Raw genomic sequence first — 19,300 nt, forward strand, 5'->3', positions numbered from 1 at the left:
CCCATGTCACTGTGCCTCCACAGGTGACGGGTCGTCCAGCCGGGCGAGAAGGGCCGCGGCCCGGTCGCGGAACTCGGCCACCCTGGCGAGCTTGATGCCCTCGTAACCGCGGATCATGTCCGGCAGCGCGGCGATCTCGGCGACGGCGGCGGCGTTCGCCGGGGTGAGCCGGTCGAGGGCCTGCCGCACCAGCTCGCGATACTCCCCGGGCAGCGTGCGCTCCAGCCTGCGGACGGCGGCGTAACCGAACACGTCGGCCGCGGTGCCGCGCAGCGCGCGGGCGGCCCGCAGCCCGCGGAACACGACGCCGGCCGACCGGCGCAGCCTGATCTTCCGCTTCATGCCCATCGCCCGCAGCAGCGGCGGATGCAGCAGCACCGACACGTCGGCGTCCGCGCCGAACTCCCGCTCGCGCCTGGCGCGCTCCACCGGGTCGAGGTGCAGCCGCGCGACCTCGTACTCGTCCTTGTACGCCAGCAGCTTGTGCAGCCCCCGCGCGTACGCGATCGCGATCCGGTCGCCCGCCTTCTCCCCCGCGCGCTCGGCGGCGAGGGCCGCCACCCGGCGCACCTCGCGGGCGTACGACCCGGCGTACCCGGCGTTCTGGTATCCGGTCAGGTCGGCGATTCGCACGGCCAGCGCGTCTTCCAGGGTCTCGTCCGCGTTCCCCTCCGTGGCCTCCTCAGGGGCGGGCGTCCCCGGGATCGCGGCCCGGAACACGGCCTCGCGGTCCAGCACGGCGGCCCGGCCCCAGCGGAAGGCCGCGAGGTTCGTCTCGACCGCGGCGCCGTTGAGCCTGATCGCCCGCTCGATCGCGTCCGCCGAGATCGGTACGCAGCCGTGCTGGTAGGCCGCGCCCACCAGCAGGAGGTTGGCGGGCATGTGGTCGCCGAACAGCGCGTCGGACAGCGCGCCCGCGTCCAGGTGGACGTTGCCGCCCGGCACGGTGACCGACTCCAGGCGGGCGAGCGCGTCCTCGGGCCCGGGAAGCGCGGCGCGGCCGGAGATCATGGCGGCCGTCGGCACGATCGCGGTGTTCACGACGGCGACCGTGCGTCCGGGCGAGGCGACGGCGAGGGTGCCGTCCGCGGCGGCGCCGAGCACGTCGAAGCAGAGCAGGACGTCGGCCGCGCCCCGGGTGGCGCGCACCGAGCCCGTGATCGGGTGCGGGGAGACGCGCACGTCGCTGACGACCGGGCCGCCCTTCTGCGCCAGCCCGGTCTGGTCGAGCCCGGCGGCGTGCAGGCCGTCCAGGTGCGCGGCCATCTGGAGGATCTGCGAGACGGTGACCACGCCGGTGCCGCCGATGCCGGGCAGCCGCAGCAGCACCGGCCGCCCGGAGAACCTCGGCGCCGGCTCGGTCAGCGCGACCGGCGGCGCGGGCACCGCGTCCCGGGCCTGGGGGCGCGGACGGGGCTCGACGAGCAGGAACGACGGGCAGTCGCCCTTGAGGCAGCTCAGGTCGGAGTTGCACGACGCCTGGTGGATACGGGTCTTGCGGCCGAACTCGGTCTCGACCGGCTGGACCGACAGGCAGGTGGAGGCGTCGCCGCAGTCGCCGCAGCCCTCGCACACCCGCTCGTTGACCACCACCTTGGCCGTCGGCGTGGGCAGTTTGCCGCGTTTGCGCAGCCGCCGCTCCTCCGCCGCGCAGCGGTCGTCGTGGATCAGCACGGTCACCCCGTCGACCTCGGCGAGTTCCCGTTCCACGGCCGGGAGGTCGTCCCGGTGCCGTACGGACGCGATCGGCGCCAGCCGGACGCCGCGGTAGGTCTCCGGCTCGGGCGTGGTGACCACGATCCGGCGCACCCCCTCGGCGGCCAGCGAGCGGGTGAGAGCGGGCACGTCGAGGCGGCCCTCGGCGCGCTGGCCGCCGGTCATCGCCACCGCGTCGTTGTAGAGCAGCTTGTACGTGATCGGGACCCCGGCGGCCACGGCGGCGCGGATCGCCAGCGAGCCCGAGTGGTGGAAGGTGCCGTCGCCGAGGTTCTGGGTGAAGTGCCGGTCGGAGGTGAAGGGAGCCAGGCCGAACCACAGGGCGCCCTCGCCGCCCATCTGCGTGATGCCGACCTGCCTGCCGCGCCCCTCGGTGTGCAGCGCGACCATCGCGTGGCAGCCGATGCCCGGGCCGACCAGCGTGTCGTCGGAGGCGCGGGTGGAGATGTTGTGCGGGCAGCCCGAGCAGAAGTACGGCGTGCGGGCCGCCACCAGCGGCAGCAGGGGACGCGCCGCCGGGCGGGCGGACAGGGCGACCGCGCGGCGGGGCAGCCGCTCCTTGCCGAGGCAGACGGCGAGCGCCTCGGCGACGTCCTCGGCGGCGAGCGCGCCGCGGGCGGTCAGCAGTTCGCGGCCGACGACGTCGGGCCGGTGGTCGGTGTCGTACAACGCCTGCTTGAGATGGCCCTCCAGGAACGGCACCTTGTCCTCGACCACCAGCACCCGGTCGAGGCCGGCGGCCATGTCCGCGAGGTGGTCGTACGCGAGGGGGTAGGGCATCGCGAGCCGGATGAGCCGCAGGCCGAGGTCGTCCATCGCCGTCTCGTCCAGACCGAGATCGGCGAGGGCCCGCAGGACCACCGCGTAGGAGGTGCCGGACGCGAGCACGCCCGTCGTGGCCCGGGGCGCGTCGTGCGTCACGCGGTTGAGGCCCTGGGCGCGGGCGTACTCGCGGGCCAGGCCGAGCCTGCGGGTGAGCATGTCGTGCTCGGCGTCGAGCGAGGCCGGGCCGACCAGGGTGGGCGGCGCCCCGCGGGGGGTGCGGTCCGGCGCGGGGACGCCCGCACGGAGCGACCCGAGGTCGACGGTCGCCGAGGAGTCGGCGATGTCGGTGACGATCTTCATTCCGGCCCACAGGCCGGTGGCCCGCGACAGCGCCACGGCGTGCAGCCCGAGCTCGATGATCTCCGCTACGGAGCCGGGGGCGAACAGCGGCATCGTCAGGCTCTGGCACATCGGCTCGCACGTGCTGGGGACGGTCGACGACTTGCTGCCGGGGTCGTCGCCGATCCAGGCCACCGCGCCGCCGAGCGCCGCCGTGCCGGCGATGTTGCCGTGCCGGATCGCGTCCGCGGCGCGGTCGAGGCCGGGGTTCTTGCCGTACCAGAAGCCGGTCACGCCCTCGTGCCGGCGGCCCGGCAGCTGGTCGAGCAACTGCGTGCCGGCGACCGCCGTCGCGGCGAGCTCCTCGTTCAGCGCGGGCCTGGCCACCACGCCCGCCGACGCCAGGAACCGCGCGGCCCGCGCCATCTCCAGGTCGACCCCGCCGAGCGGCGAGCCCGGATATCCGGAGACGAAGACCCGCGTGTCCAGGCCGCGCGCCTCGTCCAGGAGGCGCTGCTCGAGGGTCAGGCGGACCAGCGCCTGGACGCCCGACATCAGCACGGTGCCGCTCTCGGCGGCGTACCTGTCGTCGAGCGAGACGGGACGCGGAGACATGCTCACACTCACGCGAACCTCCTGGGCTACTGGGGGGTGACCCACAGCACAGCAATCTCCCGCCCCGTACGCAAGCACGGCGCGGCAGACGGCGGCCACGACGCAAAACTATGAAGAATCGCTCTCATATGAGTACTGTTCTTTGCGTCGGTTACGGAGGTGGCCCCATCGCGGAGATAGACGAGATCGACCACCAGGTGCTACGCCTGCTGCGCGAGGACGGGCGCAGGACCTTCTCGGAGATGGCGGCCGAGATCGGCCTCTCGGTGGCCGCGGTGAAGCGGCGCGTCGACCGGCTGCGCGAGATCGGCGTCATCACCGGCTTCACCGTGCGGGTCGACTACGCCAAGCTCGGCTGGGGCATCGAAGCCTTCACCGAACTGCGGTATCCCGGCACGACCCCGGTCGCGAAGATCATCCGCACCGCGACGGACGTGCCCGAGGTGCAGGAGGTGTTCACGATCGCCGGCGACCCGGACGCGCTCATCCACGTCCGCGTCCGCGACCTCAGCCACCTTCAGCAGGTGATCGACCGCCTGCGCCGGGCCGGCGACGTGACCGGCACCAAGACCCTGCTGGTGCTCGGCTCCTGGACCCGCGACACCGGCCCGGCCAGGGACACCGGGTCGGCCAGAGACACCGGCGCCGCCGGAGACGCCGGCCGCCGCCCTCCCCGCTGATCCCCCGGGTGCCTCGCAGAGCCTCTGCGTTCCGAGGTCCGCGCGTTCCGAACGCCCGGAGGTCCCGCGCGCCGCGGTGTTCCGGGCGTCGCGGTGTTCCGGGCGTCGCGGTGTTCCGGGCGTCGCGGTGTTCCGGGCGTCGCGGTGTTCCGGGCGTCGCGGTGTTCCGGGCGTCGCGGTGTTCCGGGCGTCGCGGTGTTCCGGGCGTCGCGGTGTTCCGGGCGTCGCGGTGTTCCGGGCGTCGCGGTGTTCCGGGCGTCGCGGTGTTCCGGGCGTCGCGGTGTTCCGGGCGTCGCGGTGTTCCGGGCGTCGCGGTGTTCCGGGCGTCGCGGTGTTCCGGGCGTCGCGGTGTCCCGGGCGTCGCGGTGTTCCGGGCGTCGCGGTGTTCCGGGCGTCGCGGTGTTCCGGGCGTTTCGCGGAAACGGTCAGCGCGGGTGGTGGCCCGCGCCGCCGTCGGTGCCGACGCCGGTGGTGTTCAGGAAGCTCGTCAGCGGGCCGTCGGCGAGGCGGCCGTCGCGGCGCGCCTTCTGCAGCTCGCGGACCAGGTCGTAGACGCGCCTCGCGCCCTTGTCTCCCCTGCCCCTGCCCCGGTCGTGGAGGAGGTCCCTGGCCGCCTTCCTGATCGTGTCGTGTGCCCGGCGGGCCAGCCCCTGCTCGATGCCGCCCTGGCTCTCCTGCTCCTGTACGGCGTGGTCGAACGCGGCCAGCCACTCCTGATATCCCCCGTAGACACGGCGCGCGGCCGGGGTGGGCGCGGCCGTCGGCCTGCTGGACGCCCTCGGTGTCGCGGGCCGGGGCGTCGGGCGCGGCGAGGCGGTCCTCGCCGGAGTGGGTGAGGTCTCGGCGCGGGTGGCCGTCGCCGTGGGGGCGGCGGCCGTGGACCCGCTCTGCCCTCCGGGGCCGGACAGCGCCGCCACCCCGATGACGATCACGGCCAGTCCCCCCACCGCCGCGCCGAGCCGGATGAGCGTCCGCCGCTCGGGTGACCCGCCCGCCGCCGACGGCCCGCCCGGCGACGATCCCCCGTACGGCGGCCCGCCAAGCGGCCCGTCGAATCGCCGCCCGCCGGACGGCGGCCCGTCGAAGGAGGGGACGTCCAGCAGCGCGGTGTCCCCCGCGCGGGTGCCACCCCCGCCGGAGTCCCCCGGGTCTCCCGGGAAGATCCCGGCCGCGGCCGCGTTCTCGCCGGACATCCGTCCCGGGAAGGTATGGGACCCGGGCGGCATCGCCGTCCCGGCGCTTCCGGAAGGGCCTGTGCTTCCGGAAGCGCCGGCGGGGAACGACCCGGACGGGTGCGAGGCGGCCGGGTACGACCCGGACGGGTGCGAGGCGGCCGGGTACGACCCGGACGGGTGCGAGGCGGCCGGGTACGACCCGGACGGGTGCGAGGCGGCCGGGTGTGGGGCCTGGCCGGTGGTGAGGGCGACGGCGGCGAGGACCCGGCGCGCGGCCTCGGCGCCGGCGGGGCGGGCGGCGGGGTCCTTGGCCAGCAGCGCGAGGATCAGCCGCTCCAGCTCGGCCGGGATGTCCGGCCGGTGCCGGCTCGGCGGCACCGGAGCCTGGTGGATGTGCCGGTACACCAGTTCCGGAGCCGAGCCGGTGAACGGCGGCTGCCCGCACAGCAGCTCGTAGCAGACGCACCCCAGGGCGTAGAGGTCACAGGCCGCCCCGGCCCCCCGGCCCTCGATCTGTTCGGGAGCGAGGTAGGCGGCGGTGCCGACGAAGGCGCCCACCGCGGTGAGCCGTGCCGCCTCCGTCGCGACCTGCGCGACGCCGAAGTCGACCACCTTGAGCGCGCCGCTCGCCGTACGGTGCAGGTTGGCGGGCTTGACGTCCCGGTGCACGACCCCCGCGCGATGCGCGGCGTCCAGCCCCGCGGCGGCCTGGCTCGTCAGGTCGCACGCCTCCGCCACCGAGTAGCGGCCCCGGTCGGTCAGTTCCTCGGCCAGACTGCGGCCGGTGAGCAGTTCCATCACCAGGTAGGGCCGGGCGTCCTCCTCGCCGACGTCCAGCACGGTCACCACGTTGGGGTGGACGATCCGCGCGGCGGCGCGGGCCTCCCGGGCGAAGCGCTCCCGCGAGGCGAGCCCGGCGACCTGCGGCGCGAGGATCTTGACCGCGACCGGGCGGTGGGCCCGCAGGTCCCGGCCCCGCCAGACCTCGCCCATCCCGCCCCGGCCGATCAGGTCCTCCAGCTCGTAACGACCGCCGAGTACGGACGGCACCACGTCCCGCACCTCCCAGGAGCGACTCGCGCCAGATGATCGGGAGCCAACCTATCCTCCCCGGAGACCGGGAGAGGGCGCGTGCCAGGTCACCGTGGGAGGGCGGCCCGGGCGAAGATCCATGAAACTTCCAGAGGATCGGCCTCCGGTGCGGGACGGAGCCCGGGGCCACGCACCGGTGGCCCGGCACGCGCCGTACCAGTGCGACTTCCGGGCCGGTCGCCTCGGCCGTCACCGAGTCACGAGCGGCGGGACCGGGCAAGCGTCTCTCGTGCCTTGACACCCTTCATGGTCGTTTTCACACTGTCCCGAGACGGCTCCCCTGCCTGGGTGGTGGTGGCGGCGGGGGTCGCCGGAAGTGACACGCGCGTGCCGCGTCCGGCGACGCGGCGGGCCGTACGTTTCACGTGCCTGGATCGTCATGTCACGTCGTCGTGTCCACGGCTCGATCAGGGTGAACCGGGCGGGATCGCCGCCCCGCGGACACCGGAAGCGAACAGGTCGCCGGCTCCGCGGATCCGGTGTGCCCGGGCCTGTTCCGCTGCCCGCGTCCGGTTCACGCATCCGAACAGGCCGGCCGGCACCCTCGGCCGGCGCCACCGCGCACGGCGGTCTCACCGCCGTGTCCCTCACTGGAGTGTGAATGACCACGTTCGCAAGACTCCGTACGGCGCTCGTCGCCGCCTCGGCGGCGGGGATCGCGCTCGCGGCCGCACCGGCCGGCGGCGCCTCCGCGTCGGCGGTCCCGGCCGCCGCACCCGCCGCCGCCCCTGCCGCCTCACTGGCCGCGGCGCGGCTGGCCTCCTGGCCCTCCCCGAGCGGCCAGCAGGCCGTCGGCGCCACGATCAGCGTCTCCGGGACGTACGACGGGAACCTCAAGCGCTACTACGGCACCGGCGCCCTCGGCTCCGGCGGTCAGCAGGAGGGCCAGTCGCCGCTCTTCAAGCTGGCCGACGGCGCCGTCCTGAAGAACGTCATCCTCGGCTCCCCCGCCGCCGACGGCGTCCACTGCATGGGCACCTGCACGCTGCAGAACGTGTGGTGGGAGGACGTCGGCGAGGACGCGGCGACCTTCAAGGGCACCTCGTCGTCGCAGACGATGACCATCGACGGCGGGGGCGCGCGGGCCGCCAGCGACAAGGTCTTCCAGCACAACGGCCCGGGCACCATGGTCATCAAGAACTTCCAGGTGCAGAACTTCGGCAAGCTCTACCGGTCCTGCGGCAACTGCTCCAAGCAGTACAAGCGCAACGTCGTGATCCAGAACGTCACCGCGACCACGCCGGGCAAGGTCCTCGCCGGCATCAACACCAACTACGGCGACACGGCGCGCTTCTCGCAGATCACGATCGTGAACGACGGGAGCAGGAAAGTCGTCGTCTGCGACAAGTACAAGGGCGTGACCAGCGGGGAGCCGACGAGGATCGGCAGCGGCGCCGACGGCGTCAACTGCCTCTACTCGTCGTCGGACATCGTCTACCGGTAGACCCGCTCCGCGTCCCCCGCGACGTCCCCCGCGACGTCCCCCGCGATGTCCCCTGCGACGTCCGGGCCCGGCGGCGGTTCCCCTTCCCGCCGCCGGGACCGGGCCGACCGTCGCGACAGATTCTCCAGCACGCCGACCGCCCGGGCGGCGTGCTGGTACGGCACGAACAGGTGATCATGGTAGAAACCGGCGACGACGTTGCAGCTCAGCCCCGCCGCGGCGAGTTCCCGCGCGACGGCGGCGGTCAGCCCGACCGCGTCGAGCGCCGAGTGGACCCCCAGCGTGATCCACCCTGCCACGTAGTCGTACTTGAGGCCCGCCGCGTCGGCGTCCCGCTGGGGCACGACCAGCGTGAGCCCCTCCTGCTCGGCGACCGTGACGACCGGACGGACCCCCGGCGGGATGTCGCCGTCGACGGTGATGAACACGTAACGCCCGGGGTTCGGCCGCGGGCGCATCGAGGTCAGCAGTTCGCGCAGGTCGGTCTCGCCGGTCACGACCAGCACCCTACAAGCGCCTCACCGGGACACCGGCACAGGCACGCGCCGGTGACCACACACGGAGCCCCGGCACTCACGCGTCGCGATGTTAACGCTCACACTAGGAGGCATCCCTCATGAAAGCCCGTTCACCGGTACGCGGCGCTCTGGCGTCGGCGCTCACGTTGCTCCTGGCCCTGAGCCTCGGCTTCGTCCTGGCCGGCCCGGCGACAGCGGCGACAATCGACACGAACGCGTCGTACGTGCTGGTCAACCGCAACAGCGGCAAGGTCCTGGACGTCTACAACTGGGCCACCAACGACGGCGCTCCGCTGGTGCAGTACTCCCGCAACGACGGCGCCTGGCAGCAGTGGCAGTTCGTCGACTCCGGCGGCGGCTACTACCGCCTGAAGTCGCGCCACAGCGGCAAGGTCGTCGACATCTCCGGCCGCTCGACCGCCGACGGGGCCGACGTCATCCAGTACACCGACAAGAACGCCACCAACCAGCAGTTCCGGGTCGTCGACACCGACGGCGGCTACGTCAAGCTCATCAACCGCAACAGCGGGAAGGCGCTCGAAGTCTGGGAGTGGTCCACCGCCGACGCCGGCCGCATCTCCCAGTACACCGACCTGGGCGGCGCCAACCAGCAGTGGCAGCTCGTCAAGCTCGTCTCCTACCCCGACCCGGGCTACGTGACCGGCGATGTCACCGCGCACGACCCCGAGGTGACCAAGAAGCCGGACGGCTCCTACCTGCTCGCGTACACCGGCGACAACATCGCGCTCAAGACCTCGACCGACCGGACCGCCTGGCGCAACGCGGGCGTGGCCTTCCCCGGCGGAGCCTCGTGGACCCATGCCTACACCAACGGCAGCAACACGCTGTGGGCGCCGGACATCACGTACGTCAACGGCAGGTACTACATGTACTACGCGGCCTCGACCTTCGGCTCCAACCACTCGGGGATCTTCCTGGCGACGAGCACGACCGGGGCGTCGGGGTCGTGGACCAACCAGGGCCTGGTCATCGAGTCGAACACCTCCGACAACTGGAACGCCATCGACCCCAACCTCGTCGTTGACGACCAGGGCCGCTGGTGGCTCGACTTCGGCTCGTTCTGGTCGGGGATCAAGATGGTGCAGCTCGACCCGGCGACCGGGAAGCGGCTGAACAGCACCATCCTCAGCATCTCGGGCCGTAACGGCGGAGCGACCGAGGCGCCCTTCATCTACCGGCACGGCGGCTACTACTACCAGTTCGTCTCCTTCGACCTGTGCTGCAAGGGCGCGTCGAGCACGTACCGGATCATGGTGGGCCGTTCCACCTCGGTCACCGGCCCGTACGTCGACCGCAACGGGACGGCGATGACCTCGGGAGGCGGCACGCAGGTGCTGGCCGGGCACGGGAGCATCCACGGCCCCGGGCACCAGTCGGTCCTCGCCGACAACGACGGAGACATCCTCTTCTACCACTGGTACGCCGACGACGGCTCCTCGCGCCTCGGCATCAACAAGCTCGGCTGGGACAGCGCGGGCTGGCCCTACGTCTACTGACCGCCCGATCGCACCGGCCGCGGGCGCGGAATTTCCACCACGATTTCCACCGCGGCCGGAAATCGGGCCTTGACGCGGGAGAGTCAGAAGTCAAAACTGAGCGCACCGATCTCCACGCATGACTGTGAGACGGCGGCTCACGGTTGTGAATGTTAGCGCTAACAAGAGCAGCACTTACGACAGCCGGGAACACCCCCCACCAGAAGGGCGGAAAAGGTCATCATGATCTCCGCATTACGACGCCTGAAGACGGCATCGCTGGCCGCCGGCTCGGCGATCACGCTCACGGCCGGTCTGCTGACCGGTCTGTCCGCGCCGTCGGAGGCCGCGACGCAGGGTCCGTGTGACATCTACGCCGCCGGCGGCACCCCCTGCGTCGCGGCGCACAGCACGACCCGCGCCCTTTACGCGAGCTACAACGGCCCGCTCTACCAGGTGCGCCGTTCCTCGGACAACACCACCCGCGACATCGGCGTGCTGAGCGCGGGCGGCGTCGCCAACGCCGCGACGCAGGACTCGTTCTGCGCCGGCACGACCTGCCTCATCACGATCATCTACGACCAGTCCGGACGCAACAACCGCCTCACCCAGGCACCTCCCGGAGGCTTCTCCGGCCCGGCCGCGGGCGGGTACGACAACCTCGCCAACGCGACCGCCGCGCCGATCACCGTCGGCGGGCAGAAGGCGTACGGCGTCTACGTCGCCCCGGGCACCGGCTACCGCAACAACGCCACCAACGGCGTCGCCAAGGGCGACCAGCCGGAGGGCATGTACGCGATCTTCGACGGCACCCACTACAACGGCGGCTGCTGCTTCGACTACGGCAACGCCGAGACCAACAGCCGTGACAACGGCAACGGCACGATGGAGGCCATCTACTTCGGCAACATCAAGGTCTGGGGCTACGGCGCCGGCAACGGCCCGTGGATCATGGCCGACCTGGAGAACGGCCTGTTCTCCGGCGTCAACCAGAAGTACAACGCCGGTGACCCGAGCATCAGCCACCGCTTCCTGACGGCCATCATCAAGGGTGAGCCGAACCACTGGGCGATCCGCGGCGGCAACGCCCAGTCGGGCGGCCTTGGCACCTTCTACGACGGCGTGCGCCCCAACGTCGCGGGCTACAACCCGATGAAGAAGGAAGGCGCGATCATCCTCGGCATCGGGGGTGACAACAGCATCGGCGCCCGCGGCACCTTCTACGAGGGTGTCATGACGTCCGGCTACCCGTCGAACGCCACCGAGGACGCCGTCCAGGCCAACATCGTCGCCGCCGGCTACGCCACGTCGGGGGGCGGCAACCCGGGCACCGGACAGCAGATCGTGGGCGGCCAGTCCGGCCGCTGTGTCGACGTGCCCAACAGCACCACAACCAACGGCACCCAGGTGCAGCTGTACGACTGCAACGGCCAGAACAACCAGCGCTGGACCTCCACCTCCAGCAAGGAGCTCCAGGTGTACGGCAACAAGTGCCTCGACGCCTACGCGAAGGGCACGACCAACGGCACCCAGGTGGTCATCTGGGACTGCAACGGCGGAACCAACCAGCAGTGGAACGTCAACTCCAACGGCACGATCACCGGCGTCCAGTCGGGGCTGTGCCTGGACGCGAACTCGGCCGGCACCGCCAACGGCACGAAGCTCATCCTCTGGGCCTGCAACGGCGGAACCAACCAGCAGTGGAGCCTGCGCAACTGATCCCCTGGGTGATCCACGCGTGATGCTCTCATGACCTTCGGCCGGGCGCCTTCCTGACCAGGCGCCCGGCCGTACGGCGGAGCCGCCCCCGCGCCCGGCGGGGGCGGCTCTCTCATGTTCCGGCGGCCTCCCCGCGGCACCCGCGGAAAAAAGTTGCATCAAGCAAAATGCCTGTTAAACGCACCTTTTGCGGGCAGCAAAAGACCATGCCGCGGGGCCCGCGCCGTTTGGGGGGAACGGCATCGGGAAGGGCGACCGGCGAGCCGCTCGAAGCCGCGAGACGCCGGACAGACCTCGGCAGACCTCGACGCGGCGGGGCGCGGTGGCATGGTCGTCGCGGCTGCCGCCGGCCCGATCCGTCCACGGTTCCACCCGAACGGAGAGGCACATGACTGAGATCGTCGGTGAGAGCCTGGCCAGACGGCTGGTGGAGTGGGGAGTCGACACGATCTTCGGGCTCCCCGGCGACGGGATCAACGGCCTGATGGAGGGCTTCCGGCGGCAGCGGGAGAAGATCCGCTTCATCCTGGTCCACCACGAGGAGGCCGCCGCCTTCATGGCCACCGGCTACGCCAAGGCCACCGGCAGGCTGGGCGTGTGCGCCGCCACCTCCGGCCCCGGCGCGATCCACCTGCTCAACGGCCTGTACGACGCCAAGCTCGACCACGTCCCGGTGCTGGCGCTGACCGGCATGCAGGAGACCTCCGTCCTCGGCACCCACTACCAGCAGGAAGTGCACCTCGACCGGCTCTACCAGGACCTGGCCGCGTACAACCTGATGATCACCAACCCGCAGCAGATGCCCGGGGTGGTGGACCTCGCGATACGCAACGCGCTGACCAGACGGACGGTCTCCCACCTGACCTTCCCCAACGACATCCAGGTCGCCGCCGCCGCCGAGGACCCCTACCGGCACGTCGGCCCCGGCACCCCGCCGGCCAGCATGCCCAACTGCTCCGTGGCGCCGCTGCGGCCCGCCGAGGACGAACTGGCCCGCGCCGCCGACGTGCTGCGCCAGGGCCACAGGATCGCCATGCTGGTCGGGGTCGGCGCCCGGCACGCCCGCGACGAGATCCTCGCCGTCGCGGAGAAGCTCGCGAGCCCGATCGTGAAGACGCTGCCGGGCAAGTTCACGGTGCCCGACGACCACCCGCTGACCACCGGCGGGCTGGGCCTCCTCGGCACCGCGCCCAGCGAGGAGCTCATGGAGGAGTGCGACACGCTGTTCATGGTCGGCACCTCCTTCCCGTACGGGAAGTATCTGCCGCAGGAGGGGCAGGCCCGGGTCGTGCAGATCGACGCCGACCCCACCCTGCTGGGCATCCGCAGGCCCACCGAGGCGCCGGTCGCCGCCGACGCGAAGCTCGCCCTCCAGGCGCTGCTGCCGATGCTGGAGGAGGCCAAGGACCGGTCGTTCCTGGAGAAGTACCAGCGCAGGATGGACGGCTGGCGCTCGGACATGAAGGCGCTGCAGGACGCCTCCCGCGACCCCGTCGCCCCGCAGTACCTCATGGGCTGCGTGGACGAGGCCGCGAGCGACGACGCGATCCTGACCTGCGACTCGGGCACGATCGCCACCTGGGCCGCCCGGCACTGGACGATCCGCGGCGGCCGGGAGTTCTACCTGTCGGGCAACCTCGCCACGATGGCCCCCGGCCTGCCGTACGCGATCGGGATCCAGCACGCCTATCCGGGCCGGCAGGTGGTCGCCTTCGTCGGCGACGGCGGTTTCGCCATGCTCATGGCCGACTTCCTCACCGCGGTCCGGCACGGCCTGCCGATCAAGGTCGTCGTCAACAACAACAACTCCTACGGGCAGATCCTGTGGGAGCAGATCATCCTCGGCTATCCGGAGTACGCCGTCCGCCACCAGCGGCCCGAGGCCGACTTCGCCGCCTGGGCCCGCGCCTGCGGGGCGTACGGAGCGAAGATCAAGGACCCCGGCGACCTGCCCGGCGCGATCCGCGAGGCGCTCGCCCACGACGGGCCCGCCCTGGTCGACTGCGACGTCGACCCCAACGAGCCGCCGATGCCCGGCAGGGTCAAGTACGACCAGGCCAAGCACTTCGCCGAGGCGTTCCTGCGCGGCCAGCCGCACAAGGCGAGCACCCTCGCCGCCGTCGCCCGCGACAAGATCAACGAGCTGCTCTCATGACGGAGACAATTCACTTCCTGCCCGACCCGGTGACGGTTCCGCCCCCGCCCGGCGGCGGCCGGGTGGATCTCGCCGCACTCGAACGCGACCTCAGGGAGGCCGTGGACGGCGAGGTGCGCTTCGACGCGACGATGCGCGGCGCCTACTCCACCGACGCGTCCAACTACCGCCAGGTGCCCCTGGGGGTGGTGGTCCCCCGGACGGTGGAGGCGGCGGTCGCGGCGGTGGAGGTCTGCCGCCGGCACGACGCGCCCCTGCTGTCCCGGGGCGGCGGCACCAGCCTCGCCGGGGAGTGCGTGAACACCGCCGTGGTGATCGACTGGTCGAAGCACTGCGACCGGCTGCTGGAGGTCGACCGGGAGAACCGCACCTGCCTGGTGGAGCCGGGCATCGTGCTGGACATCCTGAACGAGCGGCTGCTCGACACCGGCCTGGAGTTCGGTCCCCGGCCCTCCACGCACAACCACTGCACGATCGGCGGGATGATCGGCAACAACTCCTGCGGGGCGACCGCGCAGCGGGCCGGCAAGGTCGTGGACAACATCGCCGAGATGGAGGTGCTCCTCTACGACGGCACCCGGATGTGGGTGGGCGAGACCGGCGACGAGGAGTACGCGGAGATCCAGCGGCAGGGCGGCCGGAGGGCCGAGATCTACGCCCGGTTGCGGGCGCTGCGCGACGCGTACCTCGAACAGATCCGCACCCGCTACCCGCACATCCCGCGGCGGGTGTCCGGCTACAACCTCGACAGCCTGCTGCCCGAGAACCGCTTCAACGTGGCGCAGGCCCTGATCGGCTCGGAGGGCACCCTCGTCCTGGTGCTGCGGGCCAGACTGAAGCTGATCCCGGTGGTCAAGGCGCGGACCATGGCGTACGTGACCTTCCCCGACATCGCCGCCGCCGGGGACGCCGTGCCGGCGGTCCTGCCGCACAAGCCGATCGCGCTGGAGGGCATCGACGACAAGCTGATCCGCTACCAGCGGGAGGTCCATCTCAATGCCGAGGCGCTGAAGAAGCTGCCGGAGGGCGGCGCGTGGCTGCTGATCCAGATGGGCGGCGAGGACAAGGCCGACGCCGACCGCCGGGCCGAGGACATGCTGGCCTCGCTCGGCAGGGGATGCGACGACCCCGGCGTGGCCGTCTTCGACGACCCGGCGCTGGAAGAGCAGATGTGGCAGATCCGCGAGTCGGGCCTCGGCGCGACGGCCCGGGTGCCCGGCCTGCCCGACACCTGGCCCGGATGGGAGGACTCCGCGGTCTCCCCCGACCGGCTGGGCGACTACCTGCGCGATCTCAACGCGCTGTTCGCGCGGTACGGCTACCGCCAGACCTCGGTCTACGGGCACTTCGGGCAGGGCTGCGTGCACTGCCGCATCCCGTTCGACCTCACCTCGGCCGAGGGGGTGGCGGCGTTCCGCTCCTTCCTGGAGGAGGCCGCCGACCTGGTCGTCGCGTACGGCGGGTCGTTCTCCGGCGAGCACGGCGACGGGCAGGCCCGCGCGGAGCTGCTGCCGAAGATGTTCGGCGACGACCTGGTGGAGGCGTTCGGCCGGTTCAAGGCGATCTTCGACCCCGGCGACCGGATGAACCCCGGCAAGGTGGCCGCGCCGTACCCGCTCGACGACCTGCTGCGGCTGGGCGCCGACTACAACCACGGCGACGTGGCCACGCACTTCGGGTATCCCCACGACGGAGGCAGCTTCGGCCGCGCGGTGCTGCGGTGCGTCGGCGTGGGCAACTGCCGCCGCCACGAGGGCGGGGTGATGTGCCCGTCCTACATGGTCACCCGGGCCGAGGAGCACTCCACCCGGGGCCGCGCCCGGCTGCTGTTCGAGATGCTGGACGGCACGGCCCGGGGCGGCGCGGTGGCGGACGGCTGGCGATCGGAGGCCGTCCACGAGGCGCTCGACCTGTGCCTCGCCTGCAAGGGCTGCAAGTCCGACTGCCCGGTGAACGTCGACATGGCGACGTACAAGGCGGAGTTCCTGTCCCATCACTACGAGGGTCGGCTGCGCCCGCGCGCCCACTACGCGATGGGGTGGCTGCCCGTGTGGGCGAGGCTCGCGGCGTACGCGCCAGGGGTGGCCAACGCGCTGTCGCACGCGCCGGTGCTGGACCGGCTGGCGAAGAACGCGGCGGGCGTGGACCGGCGGCGGGAGCTGCCGCTGTTCGCGCCTCGCACCTTCCGGGAGTGGTTCGCGGGCCGCGAACCGGCCGGTGACGGCTCGCGCGGGGAGGTCGTGCTGTGGCCCGACACCTTCACGAACCACTTCCACCCCGAGGTCGCGCGGGCGGCGGTCGAGGTGATGGAGTCGGCGGGGTGGCGGGTGCGCGTGCCGGACAGCGCCGGGTGCTGCGGCCTCACCTGGATCTCCACCGGCCAGCTCGCCACAGCCCGGAAGGTGCTGCGCCGCACGCTCGACGAGCTGCGCCCGCACCTGCGGGCGGGCACCTTCGTGGTCGGCCTGGAGCCGAGCTGCACCGCCGTGTTCCGCGGCGACGCGCCGGAACTGTTCCCCGACGACGAGGACGTGCGGCGGCTCGCCGGCCACACGGTGACGCTCGCCGAGCTGCTGCACGACCACACGCCGGGGTGGAAGCCGCCGAGGGTGCCGCGCCAGGCGCTGGTGCAGGTGCACTGTCACCAGCACGCGGTCATGCGCCATCGGGCCGACGAGGCGCTGCTCGACGCCGCCGGGGTGGACGCCGAGGTGCTCGACTCCGGCTGCTGTGGCCTGGCGGGGAACTTCGGGTTCGAGAAGGGGCACTACGAGGTGTCGGAGGCCTGCGCCGAGCGGGTGCTGATGCCCGCCGTGCGGCGGGCCGGTCCCACGACGGTGCTGCTCGCCGACGGGTTCAGCTGCCGTACGCAGATCGAGCAGGGCGAGGCGGACGGCCGCCGGGCGATGCACCTGGCCGAGTTGCTGCGGGCCGGGCTGCGCGGCGACCAGGGAGACACGGCGTGCCCGGAGGAGACGTACGCCCTGCGGGCCGCGCCGCCCTCGGCCGCGGCCAGGGCCGCCGCGACCGCCTCCGCCGTCGCGACCGGCGCGGCCGTGGCGGGCGCCGCGCTGCTCGCGGGGCGGCGGCTGCTCGCGCGGCGGCTGCCGCGGAGGTGAACCGGTGACGACCGGGCCCGGGGCGGCTCTGGGGCTCGGCGCGCGGGCGTACACGATCCCGGCCGACTTCCCCGAGGCCGACGGGACGCTCGCGTGGACGAGCACGACGATCGTGGTCGTCCACGCGGAGGCCGGCGGCGTGCGCGGGCTCGGCTGGACCTACGGCCCCGCAGCCACCGCGTCGGTGGTGACGGACACGCTGGCCCCCGCCGTCGCCGATCTCGACCCGGACGACGTGCCGGCCGCGTGGACCGCGATGGCCCGCGCGATCCGCAACGCGGGACGGCCCGGGATCGCCGGGCTGGCGCTGTCGGCGGCCGACAACGCGCTGTGGGACCTCAAGGCGCGCCGGCACGGGCTGCCGCTCGCCCGGCTGCTCGGCGGGGCCCGCGCCGCCGTCCCGGTGTACGGCAGCGGCGGCTTCACCACCTACGACGCGGAGCGGCAGCACCGGCAGCTCGCCCACTGGGCCCACGAGCTGGGCATCCCCCGCGTCAAGATCAAGATCGGGGAGTCGTGGGGGCGGTGCGCCGGGCGGGACCTGGAACGCATGGCCGCCGCCCGGCGGACCATCGGCGACGACGCCGAGTTGTTCGTCGACGCCAACGGCGCCTACACCCGCAAGCAGGCCGTACGACTGCTGGACCGGGCCGCCGATCTCGGCGTGCGGTGGTTCGAGGAGCCGGTCTCCTCCGACGACCTGCCCGGCCTCGGGCTCGTCCGCGACCTCGTGCGGGCCGACGTGGCCGCCGGGGAGTACGGCTACGACCTCGTCTACTTCGCCCGCATGGCGCCGTACGTGGACTGCCTGCAGATCGACGTCACCCGATGCGGCGGGATCAGCGAGTTCCTCCGCGCGGCGGCCGTCGCCGCCGCACACGGGCTGGAGGTCTCCGGGCACTGCGCCCCGCACCAGCACCTGGCGGTCGCGGCGGCGGTGCCGAACCTGCGGCACCTGGAGTGGTTCCACGACCACGTGCGGATCGAGAGCATGCTGTTCGACGGGGCGGTGTCGCCGATGGGCGGCGAGGCGCCGGTCGGCCGCGCCGCCCCCGGCAACGGGCTCACGTTCGAGGAGGAGGCCGCCGCCCCCTGGCGCGTCACCTGACAGTGGTGATGTGTATGAGCACCTCGCGCGAGGGCTATCGGGGTCGGGGCCGAAGTCCGTCGAGGATGATCTGGGCGATGTGCGCGGAGCGTTCGCGGCTGGTGTCCGCGTCGGCGTGCCGGATCGCGGCGAAGGCGCCGGCGACGATCGCCATCACCTCGCCGACCGTCACGTCGTGGCGTACGACGCCGGCGCGGCAGGCGCGGTCGAGCAGGAGTGCGACCTGGTGCGTGAGGTCGGCGGCGGCGTCCGGAGCGGCGTCGCGCAGGTCGAACTCGGCGGCCGTGAGCGCGCTCTTCACCGCGGCGTTCTCCGCGCCCGAGGCCATCATCCGGGACAGCAGCGTGAAGAGGGCGGCTGGATCGCCGGTAGCGGTGAGCGCCTCTCCCTCGGCGACCAACTGCCTGATCTGGTCGATCGCGACGGCGAGGTAGAGCGCTTCCTTGGTGGGGAAGTGCCGGTGGACGGTGCCTGGACCGACACCCGCGCGGCGGGCGATCTCGTCGAGCGAGATGCCGAGGCCTTCTGAGGTGAACAACTGCTGCGCGGTCCGAAGGACCCGCTCGCGGTTGCGGCGCGCGTCGGCCCGTAGCTCCCGGTCGTTCACGCGCGCCGTTGTCGGCCCGGCTGGAGTGGGTTCAGGCGTTCGGCTGGACATCTCGCGCCTAGCTTAACCGGGGCGCTGCCCCGTATGCTCCTCGGACATAACCGGGGCGAAGCCCCGGTTATGTGATCGGTCGCTTCACCATGAGGCAGGCCGCGCCGAGCACGAGGAGGACCCTTCGATGACCACACGCGAGGAAGCCGGCGCCCTGGTGCTGCGGATGCAGGAGTGCTTCAACACCCGGCGGTTCGACCAGGCCGCCGATCTGTTCACCCCCGACTTCGTCAACCACCCGCTGGGCACCACCGGGTTCGAAGCGGGCAGGGAGGCCTGGGCCAAGGTCGTCGCCCGGTTCCCGGCGATGCGCGTCGTCGCCGACGACATCCTGATCGACGGCGACAAGGTGGCGATCCGCTCGTCCGTCGAGGGGATGGCGGCCCCGGGTAGCGACGTCCGGCCCGTGCTCATCGAGATCTTCCGCATCGACAACGGCCGGCTCGCGGAGACCTGGGGGGTCACCGAGGGTCCGGACCCACGCCACTGAGGCCCCGCGGCCGCACCAGCTCCTCCGGCAGATCAACCCCGCCATGCCGAGCGGCGGATCAAGGCGTTGCCCGCTTCTGCGGACAGCATGAAAAGGGATATTTCCTGACTCGGCGCGCCCGGACTCGGTTACGATCTTGGCGAGATCGTGCCAACCCGGTGGCACGCCGCGCCCGTCCGGGATGTGATTCACCCCGGTCCGGCCCCCGGAC

General features: G+C 72.5%; 12 protein-coding genes. 8 read left to right on the top strand and 4 right to left on the bottom strand.

From position 1 onward, the window contains the following. Positions 1-6: 6 nt before the first annotated feature. Entirely contained in the window at positions 7-3,447 is a 3,441-nt protein-coding gene (locus F5972_RS16785) for an indolepyruvate ferredoxin oxidoreductase family protein (protein ID WP_225311551.1), read from the bottom strand. A 116-nt stretch (positions 3,448-3,563) separates the two neighbouring features. Between F5972_RS16785 and F5972_RS16790 the strand changes: the two genes are divergently transcribed. Beyond that, entirely contained in the window at positions 3,564-4,115 is a 552-nt protein-coding gene (locus tag F5972_RS16790; RefSeq protein WP_225311552.1) for an Lrp/AsnC family transcriptional regulator, read from the top strand. Between the two features lie 425 nt (positions 4,116-4,540). On the opposite strand, the gene F5972_RS16795 is transcribed toward F5972_RS16790, so the two are convergent. After that, positions 4,541-6,343, bottom strand: coding sequence for a serine/threonine-protein kinase (locus F5972_RS16795; RefSeq protein WP_150934403.1), 1,803 nt, complete (start codon positions 6,341-6,343; stop codon positions 4,541-4,543). A 640-nt stretch (positions 6,344-6,983) separates the two neighbouring features. Here F5972_RS16795 and F5972_RS16800 point away from each other — a divergent pair. Beyond that, positions 6,984-7,826 (top strand): pectate lyase, encoded by an 843-nt coding sequence (locus F5972_RS16800; RefSeq protein ID WP_150934404.1) that lies wholly within the window; start codon positions 6,984-6,986, stop codon positions 7,824-7,826. Here F5972_RS16800 and F5972_RS16805 read toward each other — a convergent pair. Then, the gene (locus F5972_RS16805) at positions 7,817-8,323 is read right to left on the bottom strand and encodes an ACT domain-containing protein (RefSeq protein WP_150934405.1); all 507 of its coding nucleotides are present in this window, start codon (positions 8,321-8,323) and stop codon (positions 7,817-7,819) included. The two genes, F5972_RS16800 and F5972_RS16805, sit on opposite strands and share 10 nt — an antisense overlap. 119 nt (positions 8,324-8,442) lie before the next feature. Between F5972_RS16805 and F5972_RS16810 the strand changes: the two genes are divergently transcribed. The 5 genes from F5972_RS16810 (at position 8,443) to F5972_RS16830 (ending at position 17,941) form a co-directional block, all read left to right on the top strand. Further along, the gene (locus F5972_RS16810; protein WP_150934406.1) at positions 8,443-9,861 is read left to right on the top strand and encodes a family 43 glycosylhydrolase; all 1,419 of its coding nucleotides are present in this window, start codon (positions 8,443-8,445) and stop codon (positions 9,859-9,861) included. A gap of 222 nt (positions 9,862-10,083) precedes the next feature. After that, the gene (locus F5972_RS16815) at positions 10,084-11,559 is read left to right on the top strand and encodes an arabinofuranosidase catalytic domain-containing protein (RefSeq protein WP_150934407.1); all 1,476 of its coding nucleotides are present in this window, start codon (positions 10,084-10,086) and stop codon (positions 11,557-11,559) included. Between the two features lie 388 nt (positions 11,560-11,947). Beyond that, positions 11,948-13,714, top strand: coding sequence for a thiamine pyrophosphate-dependent enzyme (locus tag F5972_RS16820; protein ID WP_150934408.1), 1,767 nt, complete (start codon positions 11,948-11,950; stop codon positions 13,712-13,714). Further along, the gene (locus F5972_RS16825) at positions 13,711-16,833 is read left to right on the top strand and encodes an FAD-binding and (Fe-S)-binding domain-containing protein (RefSeq protein ID WP_150934409.1); all 3,123 of its coding nucleotides are present in this window, start codon (positions 13,711-13,713) and stop codon (positions 16,831-16,833) included. The genes F5972_RS16820 and F5972_RS16825 overlap by 4 nt, the downstream gene beginning before the upstream one ends. A gap of 4 nt (positions 16,834-16,837) precedes the next feature. After that, positions 16,838-17,941, top strand: coding sequence for an enolase C-terminal domain-like protein (locus F5972_RS16830; RefSeq protein WP_150934410.1), 1,104 nt, complete (start codon positions 16,838-16,840; stop codon positions 17,939-17,941). Between the two features lie 34 nt (positions 17,942-17,975). On the opposite strand, the gene F5972_RS16835 is transcribed toward F5972_RS16830, so the two are convergent. Continuing rightward, a complete protein-coding gene (locus F5972_RS16835; protein ID WP_225311553.1) occupies positions 17,976-18,548 on the bottom strand; it encodes a TetR/AcrR family transcriptional regulator in 573 nt (190 codons plus the stop codon). 178 nt (positions 18,549-18,726) lie between these two features. Here F5972_RS16835 and F5972_RS16840 point away from each other — a divergent pair, with 178 nt between their 5' ends. After that, on the top strand, positions 18,727-19,089 hold the full coding sequence (locus F5972_RS16840) for an ester cyclase (protein ID WP_150934412.1): 363 nt from the start codon (positions 18,727-18,729) through the stop codon (positions 19,087-19,089). Positions 19,090-19,300 lie beyond the last annotated feature (211 nt).

It is taken from the genome of Microbispora cellulosiformans (assembly GCF_008728085.1).
Classification (GTDB): Bacteria; Actinomycetota; Actinomycetes; order Streptosporangiales; family Streptosporangiaceae; genus Microbispora; species Microbispora amethystogenes.

Bases quoted from the DNA above. Each gene is read 5' to 3' on its own strand.
- F5972_RS16790 (WP_225311552.1), top strand. From the start codon at position 3,564: ATGAGTACTGTTCTTTGCGTCGGTTACGGAGGTGGCCCCATCGCGGAG.
- F5972_RS16800 (WP_150934404.1), top strand. From the start codon at position 6,984: ATGACCACGTTCGCAAGACTCCGTACGGCGCTCGTCGCCGCCTCGGCG.
- F5972_RS16810 (WP_150934406.1), top strand. From the start codon at position 8,443: ATGAAAGCCCGTTCACCGGTACGCGGCGCTCTGGCGTCGGCGCTCACG.
- F5972_RS16815 (WP_150934407.1), top strand. From the start codon at position 10,084: ATGATCTCCGCATTACGACGCCTGAAGACGGCATCGCTGGCCGCCGGC.
- F5972_RS16820 (WP_150934408.1), top strand. From the start codon at position 11,948: ATGACTGAGATCGTCGGTGAGAGCCTGGCCAGACGGCTGGTGGAGTGG.
- F5972_RS16825 (WP_150934409.1), top strand. From the start codon at position 13,711: ATGACGGAGACAATTCACTTCCTGCCCGACCCGGTGACGGTTCCGCCC.
- F5972_RS16840 (WP_150934412.1), top strand. From the start codon at position 18,727: ATGACCACACGCGAGGAAGCCGGCGCCCTGGTGCTGCGGATGCAGGAG.